A 26,035-nucleotide genomic window follows, 5' to 3' on the forward strand; every position below is an offset into this window, starting at 1 on the left:
GGTGCACCCCACAGGAGGTAATCCCCTGCGTTGTGCACTTGGATGGCGGATCAGCACTTATATTTATTAGTCTGAGTCGAAGGTATATTTATCCTTAGGTTTTCCACGCAGGTACCGGTCCAATCCTACTTTTCCAGGAGCCAGTTTTGGATGCCTTATGTTTTCTACGGTGGGAATTTTTTTAAGCTCTTTTCTGGCAAGTGATAAATCTTTTTTAATCACAGAACGCGCATGAGCAGTCATTCCGGTTTTATCGATATTCTTCCGCATGTATCCTAATGCTTCGACAGCGTTGACTTCTTTGCCAGTAAGAAATTCTGCTGTTTTAAGCTCGTAATTACTTATGGCAGAATCAATTCTACGGCGATAACTTTTGGTAGTCTCAAGCAATCTAGCTACGTCTTTTTGCCTGATGGTTTTTAATGCTGTTACGCTTTTACTCCCACGAGTGGTAAGTAGCTCAGGAATTTGTTCGACGCCTGGAGATTTTGTGGTCAGAGTAGGAGTCTGCTTTAAGGCTCGGTACAACAGCTTGAATGGAGTAAATATCCCAAAGTGCCCCGACGGATCCACCCTGTTCACCGGATCGCCCTCGACATACGCATACCCATTCACCCCTCCCTTGCCAAACGGACTCCAACTATCGGGACTGTTGAAGCGCATCAACACCGGGCTGTAGGCCCGATAACCATTCCCCAGCATTTGCCAGCCGCTATCCGCCTCGGCCAGTTCGCCATTGAACCCCAGTTTACCGAGTGGTGGAGCTTCACCGCTGGCATGGCCGTAGGCCGTATACCTCCTCCGGTTGATCCCGTCGCCACCCACCTCGCCCAGCACGCTATCGCTGCCGTCGGTGGCAAGCAGCAGCGTGTGACCACTCTGCTGTTCGGCCAGCAGGTAGTCGTCGCCACGCATGAAGGTGCTCTGGACATGGCTGCCAAGTTGATTGGCCAGCCCTGCGTCGCTATAGAAACGCAGGTCCCTGTCGTCGCCACGGGTCTCCCCGGTCAGTTGGTCCTGGGGGTCATACTGGTAATGAATGCCGGCCGAGGGCGTGCCTACTTCGATCAGGCGGCCGAGGGGATCGTATTTAAGCGTGCGCCCGGCTTCGTCGGTTTTGAGGTTGCCGTCCAGGTCGTACTCAAGTTTGATTTCAGACGGGTAGTATTTATCATTACTGTTCGTCACCCGGCTCAACTGCACCGGGTCGTCACCTTCGTAAAAATACCTGGCATTGTTGCTCTCGACATTGCTGTCGTCGTCGCTGCCGTCATTGAAGCGGGTCGTGACGACCGTCAGGTTGTTCGCGCCATCGAAAGTGAAAGCCTGCGCGCGGAGGGTCCTGCCATAGGGGTCCACTGGCCGCTGAGTTCCCGTGCATTGGTATTGACCCAGGCGACCGGACGTATCGTAAAGGTAGGTTTCGTCACGGAGTGTTTCCGTGCCTTGGCGCAGGGTACGCTGGACCATGTTATCCACATCATCATAGACCTGAACCATCTGTTGCTCGACTCCGTCGAGGTCAAACGTACGCTTTACTTCCCGACCCAGATCATCATATTCAAGGCTGATCGCGACGGTTCTCTCGCGGCTGCCGTCGGTCTTGTCGGTGGTGGTGATTTTTGCGAGGCGACCAAAGACAGTGTCGTAGTCGAACGTTGAATAGACCTCACCCAGCGAGGTTTCGTAAAGACGACCGCAGCTGTCATAGCGATTGACCTGCTCCTGTCCCAGTACGTCGGTGTAAGACAGCAGCAGGCCCAATCGGCTGTAGCTGTAGAACATGTCGTAGGTCTTGCCTGCCGAGGTGCGCTTCTCGCTTTTCAGCGAGCCGGTACTGTAATACTCGCGATCCAGTATCTCGCCCTGCTCCGAGGAATGAAGCAGACGAGCATTCTGCTTATCGTAACTGTAATCGGCAGCCAAACCCGGCTCCGCAGTCCGGACAGGCCCGGACTCTTTCAGCGGATCAACTTCGCAGGTGGTTTCAGGTTCAGGCACAGCTTCGGACTGCACCCTGCGCCACGGCTCATCGCCCACCTGGGGCTTGTATTCGTAGTCGATTTTCCGCTTGCTGGGCAGGGTTATCGTTTTGGGCTGCAGCAGACCGGGGTCGTAAACAAACGTACGTTTACGCCCCCCGGTGACAGAGCTGACCAGACGATCCAGCCCATCGAACTCCTGCTCTCCCAACACAATGCTTTTGTCGTTGTGCTCGATGCCGATACTGACGGGCAAGTCTTCGCTGCTGTAGCCAGCATAGCTGCGACGCACGATGGCCCTGCTTGGCAATGTGGACTCGATCACCCGATCAAAGACGTCGTAAACAGAGGTGGTGCGCCGCTCGCCGCCCGCTTCCCCGACAATTTCCTCGACACGGCGGCCAAGGCCGTCGTAATGGTACTGGCTCAGACTGACCGAGTTTTCAACCTGATCCTTTCGCTCGCTGCGGGTCGGCTGTTCGAACAGGTTCATCCAGGTCTCGGTGAACTCGCTTTTACCGCCACCGTTGCCTTCGATCCAGCTACGTTGAATCGGGCCCTGCGATTGCGCCGTACCAATAGGGTCGGTCTCTTCGAGCGTCTTGACGCCATCCGGCCCGGTGACGCAGCGCTGCTTGCCCCAATCGTCGTATTCGAAGACGCTCTTGAGCGCCAGATCCTGCTGGCCCAGCCAGTCAAACTCGGTCTCACTGACCATAAGCCCCCACGCATCGTAAACAGCCTCGTAGGTCTGTCGGGGCTTATCGGCGCGTGCAGGATTATCTGCGTCATCCCGTTCCTCACGGACGACTCGGTTGAGGCCATCGAAGTGGCTGCAGGTTTTTACCCCTTTGACGTCGATGAGCGTCTGCATGGCCTGATCAGTCGCGTTGGCACATAGCTGATACTCGTAACTTCTGGTCGCGTTGTAGGTTTCATCATTTGGCGCCACGGTTTCACTCAGCACACGTCGCAGGCTGTCGTAGACATAACTAATTTCCACGTTGTTGTCGTCGCGATTGAGCAAGGGTTCGCCATCGAGCAGAGAATCCTCCAGCGTAATGACCTTCTTCGCGCCATCGAAGCCGGTTACGGTCTGTACGGTTTGCAGCACTGTCGCGGCATAACGGCTGCTCTCAGGGACGCTTTCGGAAGTGTTCTCGGGAGCACTTTCAGTGGTGTTCTTGAGGAGGCGCACAGGAATGCTGTAGGCGTACGCTGTGCTGGTCACCTTCCCACCCATGATCACTTGCTGCAATTTGAGCCGACCGTGCAGGACTGCATTGTTCGGCTCATCGAAGTATTCGTAGGTCGTGCGTTGCTGTTCCTGCTCACCGTCAGTAGCCTGCATCAGTAACGTCTCGCTTTGCGGTGCAAGCCATTTCTGTAGCTGGCCGCCACCCACTGCTGGCAACGCAAGGTAGCGATAGCGGGTGATCAGGACCGGTGCCTTGCCGTAGCCGGATATCGCCGGGGTGACCTTGCTGCTTTTCATCCAGCGGACGAAGCCTTCAGGGTCCTTCGGGCATCCGTCCTCGCCGTCGGCCAGATACCACTCACTGGCCTCGACCACACCGTTGGCCTGAGTCTGAGTGAGCAGATTACCGTGCTCGTCATACGTGCTGCTGACAGTCTCACTGCGCGGCACACTGCCGTCTGACGACAGCCGCCAGGTGGTCTGGATCTCTTTGGGCAGCTGACAGTAGGCAAGCTGAGTCGAAAAGGGTTTTCCCGGCTCGATGTAGTAACGAGTGTCCACCTGCATGACGCTAAGGTTCTTGCGCGTGGTTTCTCGAGTGAGCAGGTGAAACTGGTTGAAGGTTCGTTCGATGCTGCGCTCGGCATCAGCCTTGCCCGCGACCTCGACACGCAATGTTTCGGTGGACGAATACTCGTATAGCTCCGCCCCGAGGTACAGATACAGATTGTCCAGACCATTGTCTTCCCAGGCGATATCCAGCCCTGCGCCCAGAAAATTGTGCTCGCGCCCGGAGCTGTCCTAGTAAGTGTAATAAACGTCCATTTGCGCCTGCCCCACGCCGGGCGTCGTGCGATGGCGCGTGACTCTGGGGAGAGGCACGCGTTCCGCCCTCTCAGGAAACTGATGGCCGCTGTCGGTATAAAAAATCTCTTCCCGGCCGCCAGCGGGTGTTTCCACCGCCGTCATGCATAAATGCTCACGGATCGTGTCGTATACAAAACGCCAGGAGGCAGCATTGTCGGTCGGCAATTCGATACGGTTGACACGGTGATCCGATCCACCCAGCACCATCACGAATGTCGCATCCGGTTCCTCGCCAGCGATCATCCGCAACGTTACCGACGTTTCGTCGCGGCTGATGCCGAGCAGGAGCTGATCCGAGTCATCCTTGATTTCGCTGAGCATTTGATGCCCGCCGAAAGAAGCGTAATCCAGCGTGATACTGTGACCTTCAGGGGCAAATACGCGCACCGGCAGCGCGACTCTGTGGGTGCCGCTGCCGCGCATTTCGAGCTGCTCCACCAGACCGGACTTGTGCATCACCCGGTAGTGATTATCGTCCTCCTTGTACAAGTGAAAGCTGTCGATTTTCTTTTCCGACATCAGCATCTGGCCGTTGCCGGTTTGATCGACCTTGAATGTCTCGCCGCTGCTCAGCGATACGATCTGCTTACCCGGATCGTACTGCGACAATTGCAGGTTCCAGCCAAGACCAAAGCCGCTGTCCTGACGGTTGAGAGGATTATAGTTGAGTGCCAGTGGCATGCCCGGGCCACGCAACCCGTTGGTTTTGACATCGGGCAGGGTGATCGCCACTGTGTATTGCCCGGTGCGGGGGTCAACGCCGCTCTGTACATAACTGAGGAAGTTGAACGCGTTGGAGTGCACTGAAGTCGATGCTGTCATGTTCCATGAACCTCGAACTTTATGTATTAAGATAACCGCCGCCCACGGGGCAACGGTTAAGCAGGTCTGACAAGTCCAGTTGTACTAACAGCTAATCCGATACATCGACACGCACGCAGGACAACTTGCCTTTTATATTTTCATCACCGTCATACGCCTTGATCACAACAACGCCGCGACTGACGATGGTGTCGACCGGTTTGCTTCTGAGCTGGTCGATGGATATCCAGGGTGTTGTAAGGGGGTCGATATAAGTCTCGAGCCCAAATACCCAGCCTCCCGAATCATTACAATCTCTGGATTCCAGGTATATCTTCATGGCCGAGCGCACATTATCCAGCTTGATAAAACTCATCTCATCGTTCGTGCACCCATGATCTTCTTTGTTGAGATAAACCGTGTCGTCCTTGGCGGTAAAGTTGCAGTTCTTGCCTCCGCCATCAGCGTTTGCTGCGAGCATGATCAGTCGAACCGCCTGTGCCGGGGGCTTTGGCACCGGGCTGTGGGACGGGACGAGCGTACAGCCTGTCAAACCCGCAAGCACTACACAGGCAAAGGTTTTACTTAGCGCATTCATAATAATAATGACTCCCTGTCGGTGTGTGGCATCAATGCCTTATTCGGGCTTCTATACCGAATAGAGGGTATGCATGAGACGGTTGCGCCTGCCGACGCCGGTGGCCAGAAAACCGATTCGTCGTTTATGGGCATTGCCCTGCTTATCGAGCAACAGGACTACTATTTCCCCCATCAATTTGTCGCGTGAGTCACCTACCGGGATATATTTAAGGCCCCGGAGGCGGTGCAGGCTGATGACCAGTTTGCCGGTCTCGAATAAGGACATCTTGACGTCAATGTCCAACGTGTGGACATCCCCCATCACGTCCTGGAGCGCTTCGTCAAAGTTCACCTTGCTTACATCACCGATAACCGCAGGGTCGTCGAAAATAAAACCCGTCCAGCTGAACATTTTTTCTTCTTCCAGCTCGCTCTCCCAGAGAATGATCGACGTATTGATCCCGTCACCGTCAGGCTTGGAGGGCAGAAACTTCAGCGTCTCGAAATTCACCCATTGCTGGGTTTCGGGGTTAATGACAGTCAGCGTCCAGTAATCAGTGGTCTCGAACTGGTAATCGAAATGCACATCTTCCCCAAAGTCCGGAGCCCCACTCGACGGCGGATCAACCGGAGGATCTCCGCCATCCCCATGTGCACGCCGCGGAATGAAGGTGTAACTGCGGGCATCGAACCTGGGCAAGTTTCGCGGGGTGATTTCAACCTTGCTGTTGATCTCTTCAACCATCAAAGAGGTCCACCACTTGGCGTTGTCATCCTGAAATTTCGCGTGGAAGACTTTGACGAAACCCGATACCGCCCGGCTGTGCAGGAAGAAGTACTGCGTGATTGTCCGTGACGCATCCAGGCCCGATTCAGCAGCCAAGACGCCGGCCCCGGATAGCTCGAAGCGGTTATATTGACTGCGCACGCGCCACGTTTGGCCATCCCCCTCGGGTATGCCTTCGAGATGGGAGAGTACTGACTCGATACATTGATTGGATTCATCGTCTACCAGACGCATGGAGGCCCTTTCGGTGGGACTCAGCTCGTACTCGATGTTGTTGTGCGGCCTTATCTGGGTCTTGATCTGCAGCCTGAGTTGCTGATAACCGTTGGGGTACAGATTGCCTGTATTACCGTAAGGCGGTGACGAGCCAGGAACCGTGACGATAAACATCGACATTTCTTGCCAACTTTCTTCATCGATGACTTCGGATAATTCGATGACGCTATAGCCGTACGCCATAACCACCCCCTTGCTCAGCACTTCACAGCTCACCACGCTACTGGCGACAAACGCCTGATCGGGCGGCATGAAAAGCCCCTGCTGATCAACAGTGCCTAGCCCACCCGCCACTTTCCAGCGTCGCTCAAACCCAAGCAGCAGTGCGCTGTCATCGTGTAACTGCACCGCTACCTTTGGCCGTGCTCTGGGTACGAAAGCTGGCTCGATACGCAGCGTTTGCTGCCCTTTGGCAATAAGCACCGTAGCGATGCCACGGTCATTACCCAACGCCTGTATCTGTTGCACCGCCAGTGCTCTTTTTCCGGACCTGGCATCCGGACTGAAGAGCGCGCCCTTGTCGACCGTACTCAAACTGCCAAGCTCAGTGCCCAACAGCGCCCAGCTCACCGGGCTGCCGTCAAGCGTCGAAGCCGCCAGCGAGACCGGTTGCAGCGCATCCCCCCCTGGCACTACCGTTACACTTGGCGCCAACTCCATGCTGCGTGATACCACACCCACCAGCGCCGAGACCTTGACGACAGCGCCTGACTCTTCATACGTGGCTGTGATGACCACGCGCAACGCGTCATGGCCAATCGCCTCAAGCCCCGGCGCCGTGTAAACACCGCTGGAAGAGATGCTGCCGCTTCCCGCAGCCAGGTGGCTTTTAATGCTTAACGCACTCCAGCTGGTGGCCGGTATTTCTTCGCCTTGCGGGTTGTGCAGGGCAAATCGCTGAGTCTGCCCGGCCTTCAGGGTCGAAAACAGGGGTGTAATGCTGGCCTGTGTCGAACGAAGGCTGCCAAACAACAGCAGGTCATGTGGACGGTATTGCTCAAGTGGTTCGAATACGCGTCCACCGGTGAACTTCAGGCAGTCCGCCACGTGCAGACGTTCACGCTCGATCATCGACTGAGTCTCTTGCGAGAGCATCAGCACCGTGCCATAGGTTGGCTGACCGTCTTCCCCACGATCATCAGGTATCGGATAAACGAAATCATCTGTCGGTGCAAACACGCCTTCAGCGTCGCCATCCTGCGCGCCCATGAACAGCACAAGCGCGCCATCACCGGTAGTAGTGTCCATACGCGCATCGCTTGAACGCGGCGCAGCGCGGGTAACAAGCCGCAAGCTGGCTGGCGTCTGAACATGATAGCGATTGAGCTGTGCCTGCAGCACAGAGAAAACCCGGCGATGAAGTGCAATCTGCTTGAACTCCTCAGCAAAGAAATCTGCCAGCCGCAGATTGATCACATCATCGAGCCCCCCCAGATTACAGGCAATGTCAACCCCGCCGGCCAGATCGAGCAGCACATGCCCCTCATCACCCACGAAGAGGTCAACAGTCATTGCCAGCCTGAAGCCCATGGGCTCGCTGATGATGGAGCTGCCGGACACGGTGGTTGCACTCCCCTCCGGCTGATGCAAGCCGCTGTAACGGCCAGACACCATGTTCATCGTGACGAGGACACTGCCGGAGCCCGGCGAGTCAGGCAGAAACGACAGGACCGGCACGCCCAGCTCGACCTGTTTCAGACGAACAGTGTCGCCTTGTCGCTCATCCACCACGATGTCGCCGGTGAACAACGGCAAGAAGGCCAGATCCTGATAGCGCTCGATGTATTGTTGCTCTATATGCCGGTTGAGCTCGCTGCGACTGACCGCCGCGACGGCTCCCCAGCCTTGGGTCAAGGTACCTGCACCCGCTCGCTGCACAATACCGCTCAATGAACGGGGCATTGCATTAGCCGCCGAGCCCCCCGCTGTCCCGGTCAGTGCCTGCACCACACCGGAGGAACCACTCAATGGCAGCGGCAGAATCAAGTGCCCGGCCATTGTGCCCAAAGCGTCGTCTTCAAATTCTGCAAACACGACAACGTAGCGTTCGGGTGCTTCGGCATCACAGCTGTACACGCCAGTGGCGTCTATAGAGCCCGGCCCATCAAGACTCCAGGTGACTTGAAGGTCATGACCATTGACGACGACTTTCAGCTCGGCACGCTGATCATTGACGCTGACAAGCGTGATGAACAGCATCGGTGAGTGGCGAAGAACCAGAACCTGAATTGACTGGGTGTGCTGATCGTCGCTGACCGTTATTGTGTCGAGGACATAGGTATTCCCTGCCCCCCCTGCACCGGCGACGTAAAACTTCTCATGCGGTGCATCGACGCCGTCCTCAAGCGTCCCGCTTTCTCCGGCTACCGGATCGACCACCGTCCATTTCAGGGGAGTTGCACGCGAACTGCGTGCTGAAAGCGCTATCCGTTCACCGTAATTACACACCTGAATCAACGGGCTGACGCTGACGCTGCTGGTGAGCACCGTCAACACTGCGGTACTCTCATGCTCCGACACCGGGTCAATAGCCTTGATCAGTACACGCTGAAAACCCTGCCTTGCGGGCAGCGTTGCGGGAGCCGTATACCGGCCCTGCATATCGATTTTTCCCAGTCCTTCAGCATCGCCACCCAAAGGATCTTCCAGAGACCAGGCGATGCCCGCCCGCGCAGGCCGGGTGGTCAATTGCAGCTCTTCGCCTATACCGATCAGTGCCTGGTGCCCGGCGATACTGAACGTGGACGCACCGGGATCGATACGACCGAACACGGCCAGGTCATAAGGCAGACGCTTGAGTACGGGTTGCAAAACTTGCTCGTCAGGCAATAACCAGCCGCCCAGAAAACGCTCGGCGCCGGTAGCATCCAGAGTTTTGCTCAACCCTTGAAGCACAGCGTGTTTGACGGTGTAGGCCACGAAGCCGTTGACCTGCTCCAGCTCCCTGACACTCAGGTTGTCCAGCGTTCCTGGAACGGCGCTGACCTCATGATCGAACAGGTAAGGTGTATAAAGATGCCCTTCCACTGCTTGATCATCTGACTCACCTTCCAGCAGATGAAACTCATGCTTGAGGCTGATGTTGAAGGTAGCGTTGTGCGATTGCCATTCATCGCTGTCCAGCGCTCTGTAGCGAAAACCCAGCGTGCAGGGAAATTCCCAGGTCTGCGTGGTCTGGGCGTACTCGAAGTCAATGGTCAGGGGATGCTCGGCGTTGAAGGCCTGAACGTTGAAGGATTCCGATTCAAAGACGAATTCCGCGCTGCGATATTCTCCAGCCGGAACTTCAAACGTGCCGGCCTGAGCGACCATCTGCTTCAGTGGTTTATCGTTTGGAACGTTGTAGCTGAATTCAGACGCTTGCAGCATCTGTATCGCCGCATGACCAAAGGCAGCACGGTGCAGTGCGTGAGAGGAAAACACGGCGGTCGCCGAATACGAATGCTGAGTATCGTTGGGAATCAGGTAACGGAAGTCGGAGTCGCCACCCGGAATCCCGCCCGACACGCCGTATTGCATGGTCGTGAACAGCAGCAACGCGCCTTTTTTATGGACTGATACAGCATTGGGGCTTTCAAGCTGTGATCGCACATCAATTCTACGTACATTGAGCAATTCGTTGCTGTGCTCGTTGAAAATACCCAGCCTGAACTGCTGCTCCTGATTTTCCGGGTTGCTGAACCAATCCTGAAAAAAGTCGCCGATCGTCTCTCGTTCGGTAGAACCGCCCGGAAAATCCAGTGAAAGGTTTTTAGCCAGACCAAGGTCCACCACCAGATCCGCGCTTTGACTGCTCATTTCCAGATCGAAATCCAGGCCCGGCGCATTCAGTGGGTCGTAGGCTGCGATTCTGTGAACATTGTGCTGCCCTAGAGCGTTCTCTACCACGGTATGCAAACCGGCGATAACCGGAATGCGCCAGGCCAGCAGCGAATTCTCCAGAACGCTGTGCTTGAACGACAAGGTTGGTGCCCCGAGAACACAGCCCGAGAAAAAATGGGAATCAATCGTATCGGGAATCGTGATACTTCCGTCCGGCACCGGACGCGACATTTCCTGAGCCAGACTCTGTTGGTAAACATGGTCGAGGAGCTCGTTGACCTTGTCGCCATCCAGAGCAATGATCGCGTCCCAGCCTCTGAGACGCGTGTTATCTTTCATCCATGCCAACAGACTTTCCGCTGAATAACCAGCCATGACATCACCTCCTGTGATGTTGATATAGATAAGACCGATGTGCCTTGGGTCAGGACGCCGGTACTTCTTTGCCCTTCATCAATTCCAGCTCCGTGGCAAACCCGTCCACCGGTAGCGGCAATATGATATGCCCCTCAATGACGTCAAAGACTGAATGATCGGCCTCGGCAAAAATAAGCACAAACCGGTCAGTCGACGATATGTCGGGGGTGTACAAGCCGTCACTGATGCTCCCGCTCCCGGCGCCTATTCTCCACTCGACGCCGGCCGGCGTAGCGCCATCGGCAAACGCTTGCAGTTGAACCTGATCGGCACGAATGGTCACAACGTCCACGGGCTTGCCGACCTTCGCAACCTCCAGAACTTGCGAAACCTCCACGGTTCTTACGACTTTCACGGTTAACAGTGGGATTTGATGCTTTACCAGCACCCACGACGAAACACTCGCCTGCCCACTGGTCACGACTATCTGATCCAATAGGTAGGTTTTGCCGGACACCTGCTGCGCCGCGACGTAACGGTGATCACCATCAGCCAGTTGGCTGGGCTCCAGGACACCGCTTTCGCCGGGAACCGGATCCTTGAGCGACCAGTGCATTTCTTCTGTGCCGAGCGAGCCTGCCTCGAGCTCCACAATCTGCCCGGCGTCACACACCTGAATCAACGGATTGAGGGCGATCGGGTTGGTCACGATCGTAACCAGCGCCGAACTCTGATAGTTGGAGTTCATGTCAGTGGCCGTCACCCGAACACGTGTGAACGGAAACTCGGTTGCCGAGCTTTCTGGCGCGTAATACCGGCCGGCACCATTGATGGCACCGTAGTTCTGCGTATGACCATCCAGACGTTCGACACCCCACGTCACACTCAACGCCAGCGGTTGAGTGGTGAAGGTGGTGAAGGTGGTGGAACTGTCGACTACCATCAGATGCTCCGCCGGGCTGACGACAAAGTCTGCCCCGGAACTATTGATGCGCCCGAAGGCGGCTATGTCTCTGGGCGCACGCAGTACATCAGGCACAATGGCTTCGTTGAAATTGAGATTGATACTGTCCCGGATGAACGAACTGATCGGCACACGGGTAGCGAGTTTGCCCTTTAGTACGGCCCTGATCCCGGACTCGAACGGATGAGTGTCCAGACTCTTGAAATTCGCCTTTACTATCTCTATCAACACCTGTAATTCGACGCTCAATGGTGGTGGATCCAAATCTCCGAAAGCCGGTTCACCGCTGGTGGTATTTATCGTGAGGCTGGGGGTCAGAACGAGGTCGTTGTTTTCTTCGGCGAAGGTATAAATGCACCGTACATCGACCGTGATGACCTTGGTCATGACCAGTACCGTCTTGCCTAGCAACGTAAGCACAACGCTGGGTGTAGCTTTGGGCTTCCAGGTCAATGCCACCGTGCCATCGCAAATGAGTTCCACTGACAAAGGCGTGCTCTCCAACGCCTCAAGCCAGGTCTCGGGTTTGTAAACATTTGCCATGACTGGCACGCGATCGATTTCAACCTCAACATCCCGGCTGCTCGACTCGGACGTCTTCAATCTGCCCGACTTGGCCGTCGCCTTGACCAGTCGGCCGGAGCCATCATGAACAAATTCGAAATCCACGTCTGCAATAACCGAAGCAATGGTCTTGGTCACCTCGCCGATGAACAGTGCCGCCTTGAACGTACGCTCAGCACTGAACAAAACTGTTGCTGAGTAATCTTTCCCGACATCATCCGGTATCAGGTATTGATACTCTACCGGGATGTCGCCGTCTTCCTGACTGCCTTCCAGACGAATGAACACCAGCACGGCCCCGTCGCCATAGTTGGCGGCATCCGGGTCGAGAGGTGCTGCAGGATTGGTCTGGGTGCGCAGTTTGAAAGACTGAGGGTGCATCAGATCATTGCTGCCACGCTTGATCACGCCAAGCGTCCATATGCGCTCATCGTCCGGCAAATCATTGAACAGGGCTTTGAAAAAATCTCCGCCGAGTGCCCGGTCAGCCCTGTCAGCCGCGAAGGTAAGAATGAAATTGTCACTGTCCTTGAGGTCGAGCCGCACCCGGCCATCGCTCTCGATATTGCCCGGGACCATTTCCAGCGCGAGATCCAGTGTCAGCTTCGGACCTTGCAGCGCATCGATATGGATAACCCTGTAGGCTTCCCAATTATCGACGTTATTCTTCATCGTCAATTGGGTTCCGCCCAGAATCGAACAGGTCAATGTCGCACGAGAATAACCGAGGTTATCGTTCGAGAAGGCCAGTCTGGGCGCATCCAGAATAAAATTGTGAATACATTCTTTAAACCCGTCGCTCAGTATCACCTCTCCGCTCACAGGCTTTATACAGGTGTCCGACGAAAAACGCGCAACATACTCCTGAAGCAACAGGTTATTCACCTCGCCTCGGGCCATTGCAGCGATGGAGTCCCAACCCCACATAACATTGTTAGCGGGGTCTTTCATCCACTCGGTCAGGTGGTTCAGCGTGTTATTGGCCATAGGGTTGCGTCCTTGCATGTGTGGGGTCATACCAGTGGCTGTTGCGTCCTGCGCCAGCCCGCCGGCCTGTAAAGAATGACCGTCCAGTACCTCGAAATTGATAGACGGAAACTGTGTGTAAGTCGCCCCGTCATCAAAGCTGACTTCAACCGCCACGGTGTTGGTCAGATTGTTTCTCTGCAGACTCTCCAGAAAGTCCCTCGGGATGATCACCGACACCTGCTTGGATTGGTATTCCGCCTCACTGAGCGGTTCGGCTGCGCCGGTACGTAGCCCGAGCGCTTGTGGCGAACCCGATTGTGACAAGCCAATGGCCTTGATTCGTACCCGTTGCCCGGGTGCCATATAGGGCCAGGATGCGAGGTCCAGACCCGCACCTTCTGACGGCACAAGGTCGAGGTAAAGCTTGGTATCGGTAATGCGTGGTCGCATGATCTGGATAACCGGCCAAACACCGACAAGGCCTCTGACTTCCAGTTCGAATACTGGCGAAGTGCCTGACTGCGACAGCGAAACGACCTTGTAATACACATCTACCCACTTGCCCATATTGGCCGGAACCGCCGTGGACGGGATGATGAACAGGCGCGGATCGTCTGGTGAAGGATCAGCGATAAAGCTGCCCGTGCTTGTATTGCCATCCCAGTGCATCTGTACCGTGGAATCGTCACCGATGAAAGCATTGTCCGGTATGCGAATTTTCACCCCGCTCTGCAGCCACGAGGCATTGATATAGCCCTTTACTCCCCATTCTCCAGAGCTCTCGATCGTGGCGTGGTCGATAACGGGCACAGGAAGATCGAGCGCAAGACTCAGCATGACCTTGCGCGGCAACGAGCTGGCGGCATGGCCTGGTCGCGCGTACTGATACACCAGCTCGATTTCCTTGCCGTTATTGGCGCAAAGCCAGGCATTCGCCAGCGAGAACTGCAGTACGCCACTGTCGAGATTGGATATGTCAGCCCTGAGGGTCTGCACCAGCATATTGCCGCTGGAAACGTAAACCACGACATCGTCATCGATCTGCATGCCCGAAGGATCGATCAGCAGGGTGATGCCGCCAGGAAAGGCTTCCGGATCCAGTGAGCCACCGTTGAAATCCTTGATCCTCAATGCCGGCAATAACGCCGCTGACGGTGCGACGATGGCCAGTGACTGGGTGACTGAATCCGTTATCAATGTGGAATCGGCATACTCGATGCGGTAGCTCATCAGCGCGACGCCATTTGCAATTGGAAAAAATACGCTAGTGGTTATCGACCACCGCAAAGGCTGGCCCACCTCGTCCCCAGTCAATAACCGGGACTCGACCCAAGGGTCCGAGGGGCAGCCGTCGTCGAAATAAAGATCCAGTGTGAGGATCACTTTGTCGCCCTCGCGCATGGCCAGATACGGCGGCGTCACGATCGACACCTGATTGACTCCCCACAGCAGGTCGGGATCAAGCTTCAGATCGTGAGACTCCTTGCATTGCGGCACCCCCAGCCCGGCAGCCGTTGGTGGACGTTTGCCAACATAGAAAAACAGGCGCTGGGATTCCTCGATGCTGCCTTCGACTATGTACGAGTAAAACACCCAGCCATTGTCAAGCCTCGTCAGCAACGGGTTATTGATCTTCAGCAGCATGCCTTCAGGCTCCAGGTCCCCGACCTCGACAAGTTCGCCGACATAGTCCTCCACTGCGCCCAAGGCGCTGCAACCTCGCCAGTTGGGCATGAACCAATCACCTTTTTCGATACCTGGATAGTTGATCCAGGTGAGCAGGTCGGCGCCGCCCAACTGATCCAGGTCGAGGTAATTCCCGGGCTGCTGCAGGTCGGGCACCTTGGGGGCGGGAAAATCCAGCGCCATGAGTGAGACTCCTTTCTCGTTTCCGCCTGAATGGGTGTATCGCAAGGGTTGACCTTGCAAATGCGGATAGGACTTTTTTACGCCGGTGCCCACCAGTTGCCCACTAGCACTACTGCTAGGTTGTTGCCCGGGTTCGGACTGTTAGGGTTAGGCAAGACCTCCAGCCACACGGACGCCTCAGGGAGTTCAGGCTTGGGGGGCGTCAATGAACAGAGCGCAAGGACTGCACAATCGTCAGACACCGCAGCGCTTGTCCCGCATCAATCAGCGAGGTCCGCTCCATGGCTGCTTCTACTTCCGTGCACTCCAACGCGTTCAATTTCATGAGTTGTCTGAAAAGCGGCGTTGACCCGCGCACCGGGCTGTACAACATATCGATCAGCATGCCCGAACTGCAAAGCAATGACCTGCGCGGACCAGGGTTCCGACTCGACCTGTCCTACAGTCAGCTAAATACGCTGGACAGCGGCTATGGCATGGGCTGGAATCTACAGGTTTCACAATACAACCCTGCCACTCAGATCCTGTCCCTCAGCACAGGCGAGACCTTCCTGGTCGACGGCACCGGCAGCAACGGCCTACGGACGATGACCGAGAAGAAAATTGACACCTTCCACTTCTACAAGCAGGACGATACGTCCTACCGGGTGGTGCACAAATCAGGTCTGGTGGAAATCCTCGAGTTGCACATCAGCGGCAATAAAAGAATGGCCTGGGCGGTGAAAATCATCGCGCCGTCCGGGCACAGCATCACGCTCAAGCACAAGCTGTTCAAAAGCAGCACCTACATGCTTGCTTCGATCACTGACGACCTGGGTCAGACGCTGTTGGAAATTGCACGCAGCGACGATTTCGTCGAGCTGAAACTGCATCCGTATGAGGGCATTGGCGGTGCTCCACTGGCGCGCTTTTTGATGACCCTCGTCGGCACCGACAGACGCGTATCGCGCATCACCCTGCCCACCGAGAATAATGCGTCATGGCGCTTTGAATATACCCTGGAGAACGACCATCAATGGTGCGTGAAGCATGTAGAGACACCGTCTGGAAGCAGCGAAGATGTTTACTACGAGGATGAAGGCCATGCGTTTCCATACAGCGCCGGTCGCCCGCCCCTACCCAGAGTGACCAAGCACGTCATCGATCCCGGCCTCGGTCAGGCAAAGGTCGATGTGCGATATACCTATAAGGACGGCCAGCAACACTCACGAAATTTTCTCGGTGCAGAGCTGCGCATCGTCTGGGAAGACGACGGCCTGGACAACCTTTACAAAACCTTGCAGGACTACAACTATGTCTGTACCGAAAGCCTGTGGGTCGACAGCAAGGCCGTGCGCAGCATAGAGCGGACCTTCAACCGCTTTCACTTGCAGACCCTTGAAGTCACCACCCAAAACAACAACCAGCAAACGGTCGCGACCGCCTACAACATTCTGCCGGGCGAGCGTTACTCCATGCAGCCCAACAATTGTCAGCTACCCAGCGAAGTCACCACCCGTTGGCAACGGCTGGACGAGCCTGAGCGGACGCGCACAGAAACCGTCACCTATACCTATGACCTTTACGGCAATCCGCTGGTGCATACACGCGCCGACGGGATCCAAGAAGTCAGCAGTTGGTACCCGGCCGGCGGTGGCGACGGTTGCCCGGCCGATGCGGAAGGGTTTGTCTCCCGACTGAAAGAAAAAGTGGTCGAACCCGCGCCATCGTCGCAGTCCGGGGCCCCTACCCTGTCCACACGTTATCGCTACAGTACGCTGCCTGCACTGACGGGCAGCGAGTTACCCGACTGGATCGTGCCGGAAACCGAAACACTGCTGCAGCTTGAAAGCGGTGGAACCTCTGTGGAGTTGCAAAAGATCCTGCTGGAGCACATCAACCAGCCGGACGCGCCTTTCCAGCATGGTCGGATCGCGAAAAATATCGAGTCCGTGAACGGAAAGGACACCGTTACCGTCTACGAGTACAGCCACGCCAGCATCAGTCACAGCGACAGCAACAGCACCAATAGCAGCAGCCGCAAGAAAAAGGGTAAGGGCAAGATCAGGATCAAGATCAAAGGCAAGGGCAAAGACCGGATCAAGATCAAGATCAAGATCAAGGGCAACAACAAGGGCAACAGCAAGGGCAACAGAAAGGGCAACAGCAAACACTTGCAGGTCCCGGTACAGCTGATAGAGATCACCACTATCGGCTTCGACAACACTCGCATAAGCAAGCAGCAACAGCAGTCGTTGTTGACCGGCCAGGTGCTGCTGATCCTGGAAGAAGGCGTGGAGATCCGCTATGTCTATGACGCGCTCAACCGGCTGACCAAAGAAACGATCGCACCGAATTCAAGTGCTGGCTATGAAGCCAGTCGCGAGTACGAGTACACCCTGTGTTCCGATACGGGACAGTGCGCAGAACAAGTGCTGACCGACGCCCGCAAGGTCAAGATCCGCTCTGTCATGGACGGCCTGGGCCGGGTAATACTCGAGGAACGGGACCACATCGACAGCAATGATCCGCAAGCAATGTGCATGATCCATAAAACGCAATACAACGCCTGGAACAATGTGCAATACGAAACGGATTACGACTGGTTCGACAACCAGCAACTGTTCGCTATGCGAAACACCTACACCTACGACGACTGGAACCAGCAATCTGTCATTGCCTCGGATCACGGCATGCAGACTCACCAGTACCACGACCCCATCGGCAGTAAAGAACATAACGGTCCTGTTCAGAAGACCTGGGTGCAAAGCGGTGACGCAGAACCTCTGATCAGTGGTCGTAGCGAGACCTGGCTGAACATGTTCGGCAAACCGGACAAGATCAAGAGCCAGGACGCAGCAGGAAGAGATCTGGGCTCACAAACCTTTCTCTACGACGGAATTGGACGCTGCACGGAACAGACCGATGCGTCAGACCACAAAACGCAGTTCAGTTATGACGCCTGGTCGCGCATGGTCAGCACACGCTTGCCCGATAGCAGCGAGGCACATCGTGAGTATGAACCGTTCAGCACCACCGAGCTGCCGACCAGCCTGAACGTGATTCATCCGGACGGTATTACCAAAACCGCGGCAGGCAAACAGACGTTCGACGGGCTCGGGCGTCTGACACTGGCCCAGGCAGGGCAACGTATCGAGCATTACGAGTATGAGGACGGTCACCGGCAGATCAAAACCCGTAAAACGGCCAAGGGTGATGACATTAGCTACACCTACAACCTGGCACTCACCGATCAGATCGTCTCCAGTGTCTCCAGTACTGCACCGGATGACGCTGCCCGTTTCGAGTATGACAACGTCAGTGCCCGCCTGATCTCTGCCACCAATAAGCAGGGCAAGCGCACTTACGCTTATGACGCGCATAACCAGCTGACCAAAGAGACCTGGGAAGATCTGCAAGGCCGGACCTGGCAAACCCTTCATCGGACATCCTTGCAGGGCCGTGCGATGTATCGCACCGATGTCGAACAAAAAGACGTCAAAAACCCGGTTAAAGGTGTAGTCAAAGGCCGGAGCAAAGGCGGCGTCAAAAACAGTGTCAAAGGCGTTGAAACGATTTACCGGTATGACACGTTCGGCCGACTCGAAAGTGCCGTTCAGGGCAACGTGGAGGTGACCACCCGTTATGACACACTGGGTCAGCCCTGCGAGATGACGACCCATGACACAGTAGCCGGAACCAGCCTGGTAAACCGTATTGAATATGACGACCAGGGACAGGAAGTTCTCAGAACGCAGAATGCCGGCAATCACCCTGTACGTACGCTGACACAGCAATGGCAACCCGACGGGCTCATGCAAAGCCGTCATTTGCAGGAAGCGGGCAACCCGCTGCTGCTGGAAGAGTTCCAGTATGACGCTCGAGGTCGTCTGAGCGGCGTCGCCTATTCAGGCAGTAACCGGCCAGTGCACGCATCCGGCAAAGCGATCATCAACCAGAGGTTCATCTTCGACGAGCTGGACAACATGACCCTGACCACTACCAGATTTGACGACGTCAGCAATGAGGCCTGCTTCAGCACTGAGACGGCCATTTTCCGCTATGGCAAAGAAGGGGACCCCGATTCCAGGGACCGATGCCAGTTACTCGGCATCACCTACCTGCCTCCACGGGACACACCGCCCCCGACGTTCAGCTATGACGCCAACGGCAATCAGTCCGCTGACGAGCATGGCAACCTGTTGTACTACGACAGTGAAAGCCGCCTTGTACGGACGGACAAACCGACAGGTGAGCCGATCAACACATACGCTTACGACAGCAATGATCATCTGGCCACCACCCGCAATGGCAGTGACAGCGAAATACTGCGTTTTTATCAGGGCCAGCAGTTGAGCAGCACGGTGCAGGACGACCGACGAACTCAGTTTCTGCACATTGACGAGCAACCCATAGGCCAGCAGACCATCGGAGAACCTGCCGAAACCCTGCTGTTGCTGACGGATGCGAACCAGAGCGTTATTGGTGAGTTCCAGCAGGACACGTTGCGAACAGCTGTCTACAGCGCCTACGGAGAACGCCACAGCGATGACGCGCTGCTCAGCGTCGCTGGGTTCAACGGCGAGGTATGCGAAAAAGACACGGGCTGGTATCTGCTGGGCAATGGCTACAGAGCCTACAACCCCGGCATGATGCGTTTTCACAGCCCCGATTCCTTGAGCCCCTTTGGCGCAGGTGGGGTCAACCCCTATACCTATTGCCTGGGCAACCCCATTGCCTGGCGCGACCCCACCGGGCATGACGCCAGCTCCCAGAGCGGCAGGCTGCGACGGCCCGATGAGGATGCGATACCGGCAGAGATGCGGGGTGACCTGGGCCTATGGACCTGGGTCTCGCTCGCGGCTGGCGTAGTGTTCACGCTACTCAGTTACTACGCGACAGTTACCACGTTTGGAATAGCCACCCCCGTCACGGCCCCTATAGCATTTCTAGGCTTATCGATGACCTCATACGCGGGCGCCAGCATTACAACCGCAGTGTTGGCGACAGGAACCTTTATCAGTGCTGCATCAACGGCTGCCAGTACTTATGGTGCGGTGACGGGAAACACCAAAGCCATGCAAGCAGGGCAATACCTCGGCTATATCGGGGCCGCTGTAGAGATCAGTGGGGGGATATTGAGACATACGCTTAAAAGAGCGGTCCATGCTGCGGTCCACGTTGGGGACGATGTAACTAAGCCGGTATTGACGGGCAGACTATTCAGGTTTTTGAACAGGTCGAAGTCCACGTCTGAGGATGGGGCTGCTCCAACGAATCCAGCGAATTCAGGCGCAGGTAACTTAGCAGAGAATACGTTGATTCCAAGAGCGGTCGGGAAGTCAAAGCCTGTGCCACCGCGACCCAACCCGCGGCCAATGACAGGCCCTTACGCCAGGCGCGACCAGCAATTGGTAACTAATGAAGCATCACCCAGCAGCCCTTCATGGCTGGCACGAAGCACAGCTTTTACAAAACAGCTTGGCAAATTAGGACAGAACGTATACATGCTTATATACGAGATTCGCAGGTGAGAGAACCGAACTTCCCGCCGCCGATAAAAAGCCCATCGCTGTCGGCGGCATTTCAGTCAACGCCTGTATTTCCATACCGTTACATTTGCCCCTTCGGATTCTCTGCCCGAACAGACAAGCACAGCCCGATGAAAAACCCGGAACAACGTAAAACTCAAGATTTTAAATGTATGACACTAATTTAGGAAATGTCCTACACCTCCCGCCACTAACCAAAGCCCGCCAGAGACTTCGCAACTAACGCACCTGCTGTAAACTCCCGCCCCGTCATGACGTACAACACAAACCGTCTCTCAAGACACCATAAATAGTTACATTTCCACTCTTGTAACGTTAATACTTATAAGGTTTTTATCGTGAATAAAATGCTATCCGTACTAGGCCTTGCTCTGGCAACCACACTGACCGGCACTGTCGCATCCGCCAACTCCGGCACCATCCGTTTCGAAGGCAAGATAACCTCCACCACCTGCCCTATCGAAGTGGTCAATCCGGGCGATGGCTCTGCCGGCAACCTGGTTAACATGGGCTCTATCGAGGCCAGCCGCTTCACCGGCATCGGTGACGAACTGTCTGGCAAGAGCTTTGCCCTGCGCGTCAATGACAACGGCAACTGTGGCCTGGCGAGTGGTAACTTGAATACGGCCAAAGTCACCTTCACCGGTGATGCGGACAGCAGCGGCGACTACTTCGACGTCACCCCTACTGCCGACGGGGCAAAGGGCGTTGCGATTGTCATCAAGGACCAGACCGGGGTCTCGATCAAACCAGGCGACATGTCGGCGCCTTACACACTGGTCGAAGGTGGTGTCACCGACATGGTGTTCAACGCCTACTACCGTTCGACAGCAGCTACCGTTGAAGCCGGTGCTGCCTCGGCGGATGTCCAGTTTGTTGTCGCGATTAACTGATACATCGACCCACTCGCTCACTGTGTAAGGATCAATAGTCTTTTCACGTGAAGCATCTTCAATACGTTCAGGTCCGTTTCGGATCTGAACGTACAAGGTAACTTTTCATGATGTGCCAACAGTCTTTTAAAAGACCTGCCCTCGCGGGGTGCACGATATTATTCATGTGCGCAGCCTATATACCTGCCAGCCAGGCAGCACTGACCGTCAACGCAACGCGCATAGTATTCGATGGCGACAAGCGCAGTACGTCGGTGGTCATATCCAATCCAAGTGATCGGCCGTTCGCGGTACAGACCTGGGTAAATACGGAGGCAGACGACACTGTCACCGTCGTTCCATTCGCACCTTCGCCGCCACTTTTTCGCCTTAATCCGGGCAAGGAACAACACGTACAGATCAATGGCCTGCCCCAGGACCTGCCCTCCGATCGTGAATCATTGTTCTACTTCAACGTGCAGGAAATACCTCAGGCCAACTCTTCGCAAGGCAATGTACTGAATATTGCCCTGCGTACCCGTATCAAACTGTTTTATCGCCCGGCTCTGCTGACTGACAACCCCACTGCCCGCCTCAAGGACCTGCAATGGTCGGTCCGGCAGATTGCCGGCAAGGCAGAGCTGACCGCCATGAATCCGACCCCCTTTCATGTGTCGTTCATTCGCCTCGACGTCTCCGGCGGTGGCAGGACTGAAAAGGTCAGTGAAGTCGCCATGCTTGGCCCGTTCAGCTCTCGCCATTACAAGCTCAACGAAACGAAAGCGGTACCGGGCCTTCAGGTGGTGTTTGCCGCGATCAACGATTACGGCGGCTACAGCCAGCCGCTGACAGCTACGGCCACGCTGACTGACTGAAACAGCGCAAGCCCGCTTCATCCCAGGACATTGAACATGACCCTATTACCCGATTCCGGGTTCATACCAGTGCGCCTGCGCTTTATGCAGGTGCTGATTGTGTGCGGCAGCGTTACCGTTGTACTGGAGCCGACCAGAGCGGCAACCGCCGTCAATTTCCAGCCCGGCTTCCTGCGTCAGGGCCAGGACTATGACAGTGCAGCCGCGGCCAGCGTGCTGAACCATTTGTCAGCTGTCGAGAGCCTCGGGCCAGGCGAGCATTGGGTAGAAATCCACGTCAATATGCGCTATTTCGGCCAACGTCAGATCCGTTTCGATGCCGACCCACAAGGCAACGGCCTGCTACCCTGCCTGTCGCCGGAGTTGCTGGAGCAGATCGGCGTACGTCTCGGCAGTCTGGCCGACCCGGCCTTGTTGCAAGTCGCCTGTGTCGCGCTGGGGCAACTGATTCCGGACGCCAGGGTCGTACTGGACGGGGGCAGACTGCAACTGTCGATCTCAATACCGCAGATCGCCATGCGCCGCGATGCCAACGGGCGAGTGGACCCGGCGCTTTGGGATTACGGCATCAACGCCGCCTTCATCAATTACCAGACCTCGGCGCAACAGACGACCCACAGGGAGACAGGCACCAGCAGCAGCGCAGACCTGTACCTCAACACCGGTATCAACCTGGGATCATGGCGATTGCGCAGCAATCAAAGCGTGCGTCAGGATGCACAGGGACATCGCGAGTGGACCAGAGCCTATGCCTATGCACAGCGCGACCTGCCCGGCACGCACGCTAACCTGACCCTGGGTGAAACCTACACCGGCGGCGATGTCTTCCGGAGCGTGCCGATCAAGGGCGGGTTGATCAAAACCGATCAGGAGATGCTCCCCGATTCCCTGCAGGGTTACGCACCGGTGATTCGTGGCGTTGCGCAAAGCAGGGCCAAACTGGAAGTGCTGCGCAACGGATACCCGATCTACTCCACATATGTCAGTGCCGGCCCCTATGAAATAGATGACCTGAACACGGCGGGCAGCGGCGAACTGGAGATCGTGCTGACCGAGGCCGATGGTCAGGTACGGCGCTTTACCCAACCTTACTCGACCATGAGTAACCTGTTGCGCGAAGGCGCCTGGAAATACAGCGCCGCCCTGGGCCGCTTCAACGGTGCCTACGCCACCGAGCATCCCTGGCTGTGGCAAGGCACGCTGGCCGTTGGAACAGGCTGGAACTCGACACTTTATGGCGGACTTATAACCAGCGACTTCTACCACGCAGCTGCACTGGGCGTGTCACGGGACATGGGCACGCTGGGGGCGATGGCATTCGATGTGACCCGGTCAAGCGCCAGCATCGACCAACCCGGTCAGTCCAGCGCGCAAGGCATGAGTTACGCCATCAAGTATGGCAAGGCGTTCACTACCCAGACCAATCTGCGCTTCGCAGGTTATCGCTATTCCACCGAAGGCTATCGGGATTTCGACGAAGCCGTCAGTCAGCGCAGCAACGACGCTACGTTCACAGGCAGCCGCCGAAGCCGCCTGGAAGCTTCGGTTCATCAGAGAATCGGCTTACGCAGCAACGTTGGTCTGACGCTGTCGCAACAGGATTACTGGGGCAGCGATATCGAACAGCGACAATTTCAATTCAATTTCAACACCCATCGTGCCGGGATCACCTATAACTTCTACGCCTCACAGTCACTGAGCGCAGCCAGTAGTAGCCGCGGCAACGACCGGCAGTTCGGCCTGAGCATCTCGATGCCCCTCGACACCGGCCATTCGAGCAATGCCACATTCGACCTGCAAAGCAGCGCCAATCGCCACAGTCAACGGGGCAGCCTGAGCGGCAGCCTCTATGAAAACCGCGTCAACTATCACGCCAGTCTGAGCAACGATGACGGCAAGCAGCAAAGTGCAGGCCTTGCGGCCGGCTATCAGGCGCCCTTCGCCAGCCTCGGCGCCGGTGTGACCCAAGGCAATGATTATCGAAGTGCATCAGTCAACGCCAGTGGTGCCTTGTTGCTGCATGCGGACGGCATCGAGTTCGGCCCGAATCTGGGCGACACCATCGCCCTGATCGAAGTACCCGATACACCCGGCGTTGGCATACAGAACGCTACCGGTGTCAGGACCAATAGTCGCGGCTATGCATTGATGCCCTATCTGCGTCCCTACCGCCATAACCCGATCACCTTGCAAACCGACCGACTGGGGCCCGAGGTGGAAATCGATAACGCCAGTACTCAAGTAGTACCTGCCAGGGGTGCCGTGATCAAGACCACTTTCGCTGCGCGCACGGTGACACGCCTGATCATCAATGCAACCACTGACGGTGGCAAACCGTTGCCATTCGGTGCCCAGGTGAGCGATGCGCAGGGCAACATTCTGGGCATCGCAGGTCAGGGCGGGCAGATTTTGCTGTCCACCGGCATGCAGGCACAAACCCTCGATGTCCGTTGGGGTGAGAAAAGCGACCCTCAGTGTCATCTGCACATAGACCCCGCCGGCATGACTCTGGCCAAGGGCTACCGAATGCAAGACATGACGTGTGCCCAGTGACATCAGGTCTGAGCCATCCGCGACATTGTTATTTCAGGAATCCCCCCATGAACTCTGCATTGAACGCCCTGCTCCCCAGTCTGATCCTGTTGGGGACCAGCTATAGTGCTGCGGCTTATTCCGACGTACCGGATGACATACCGAGCAACGATTGCTATTGGATTTCCCCACCGGGAATAAAAGATTACCGGCGCGACATCGGCACGCTCTACGTCCCGAAAGACGCCCCAGTGGGCACCTTTATCGGTAGCATCGATATGCTTCAAGCCACGCCAGACAAGGCAGGTCTGGAGGCGGCCTGCAGAAATGACGGCACTGCTCTTCTGGAATTCAATGCAACGGCTACGGTTCCGATATTTCCTGGCACGCTGGAGCCGATAAACGGGGAAGACCTCACAGGCAAGATACTGCAAACCAATATTCCGGGCGTCGGAGTGCGGATAAGACTGGGGTATCCGTATGACAGGAACTGCAGCAATTGCTTCACGCCTGTAGGAGGAAGCGCCTCCGTTCCGTTCATCGGCCTCAACGACCACCAGAAAATGCTCACGAGCCTGCCTTTGGTTCATTTGCACAACTATGTAACGCTGGTCAAGACCGGACCGATCCCCTCCGGCCCCAATGTGCTCAATGGCAGCGAACTGTTCTCCGGAAGCGTGACAACGCTTGGCAGGATCATGAAGTACGGGCTAACCGGCACGATACTTCAGGCACAGTGCAGCGTTGGTGCAGATCCGGTCAGTGCCGACCCGGTGCAGTTGGGTGAGTGGGACAGCGCGGACTTCACCGGTCCCGGCTTCACCACACCGGCGGTGCCCTTCAGTATTGCGTTGAGTAACTGCGAGACCTACATGGACGCAGGCTTCGTGGCAACGGCGCATATCCAGCTCGATGGTGTCGAAGGCTCTGTTCCCGAGGGCCCTGTCGGCAGCGGGGTTTTCACCCTGACCAGCGACTCGGACGCCAAGGGCATGGGGATTCAGATTCTCAAAGGTGATGGAGTCACGCCCATGGAGCTGCAGACCGAAGTGCCAATGATGGTGATCACACCCGGTAACGTTGTGCTGAACTTTTACGCCCGCTTCTACCAGACACAGGCCAGCAGCGCGATCCGGCCGGGCAAGGCCAAAGGGGCCCTCAGCTTCACGATGACCTACAAGTAGCAATGC

At 56.2% G+C, this 26,035-nt stretch carries 8 protein-coding genes and 1 pseudogene; 5 read left to right on the top strand and 4 right to left on the bottom strand.

Annotated elements, in window-relative coordinates; genetic code table 11:
- Window positions 1-66: 66 nt before the first annotated feature.
- From RYB66_RS02810 to RYB66_RS02825, 4 genes and pseudogenes are all read right to left on the bottom strand, one after another.
- Window positions 67-4,869: pseudogene (locus RYB66_RS02810) on the bottom strand (RHS repeat domain-containing protein).
- A 91-nt stretch (window positions 4,870-4,960) separates the two neighbouring features.
- On the bottom strand, window positions 4,961-5,446 hold the full coding sequence (locus tag RYB66_RS02815) for a hypothetical protein (protein WP_005753400.1): 486 nt from the start codon (window positions 5,444-5,446) through the stop codon (window positions 4,961-4,963).
- Window positions 5,447-5,497: 51 nt separating this feature from the next.
- Window positions 5,498-10,687 (bottom strand): imidazole glycerol phosphate synthase, encoded by a 5,190-nt coding sequence (locus RYB66_RS02820; RefSeq protein ID WP_316893751.1) that lies wholly within the window; start codon window positions 10,685-10,687, stop codon window positions 5,498-5,500.
- Window positions 10,688-10,736: 49 nt separating this feature from the next.
- Complete coding sequence (locus RYB66_RS02825) at window positions 10,737-15,035, bottom strand: hypothetical protein (protein ID WP_316893753.1); 4,299 nt, start codon at window positions 15,033-15,035, stop codon at window positions 10,737-10,739.
- A gap of 281 nt (window positions 15,036-15,316) precedes the next feature.
- Here RYB66_RS02825 and RYB66_RS02830 point away from each other — a divergent pair, with 281 nt between their 5' ends.
- The 5 genes from RYB66_RS02830 (at window position 15,317) to RYB66_RS02850 (ending at window position 26,029) form a co-directional block, all read left to right on the top strand.
- Entirely contained in the window at window positions 15,317-20,548 is a 5,232-nt protein-coding gene (locus RYB66_RS02830; RefSeq protein WP_316893755.1) for an RHS repeat-associated core domain-containing protein, read from the top strand.
- 356 nt (window positions 20,549-20,904) lie between these two features.
- Window positions 20,905-21,459, top strand: coding sequence for a fimbrial protein (locus RYB66_RS02835; protein ID WP_029240880.1), 555 nt, complete (start codon window positions 20,905-20,907; stop codon window positions 21,457-21,459).
- Window positions 21,460-21,566: 107 nt separating this feature from the next.
- On the top strand, window positions 21,567-22,313 hold the full coding sequence (locus RYB66_RS02840; protein WP_031594897.1) for a molecular chaperone: 747 nt from the start codon (window positions 21,567-21,569) through the stop codon (window positions 22,311-22,313).
- A 36-nt stretch (window positions 22,314-22,349) separates the two neighbouring features.
- Window positions 22,350-24,866 (top strand): fimbria/pilus outer membrane usher protein, encoded by a 2,517-nt coding sequence (locus tag RYB66_RS02845; RefSeq protein ID WP_057404351.1) that lies wholly within the window; start codon window positions 22,350-22,352, stop codon window positions 24,864-24,866.
- Window positions 24,867-24,913: 47 nt separating this feature from the next.
- Window positions 24,914-26,029: a fimbrial protein gene (locus RYB66_RS02850; RefSeq protein ID WP_016981028.1), complete on the top strand. Its 1,116-nt coding sequence runs from the start codon at window positions 24,914-24,916 to the stop codon at window positions 26,027-26,029.
- Window positions 26,030-26,035: the final 6 nt, after the last annotated feature.

The organism is Pseudomonas syringae group sp. 243L2, from assembly GCF_032587875.1.
GTDB classification, from domain to species: Bacteria; Pseudomonadota; Gammaproteobacteria; order Pseudomonadales; family Pseudomonadaceae; genus Aquipseudomonas; species Aquipseudomonas amygdali.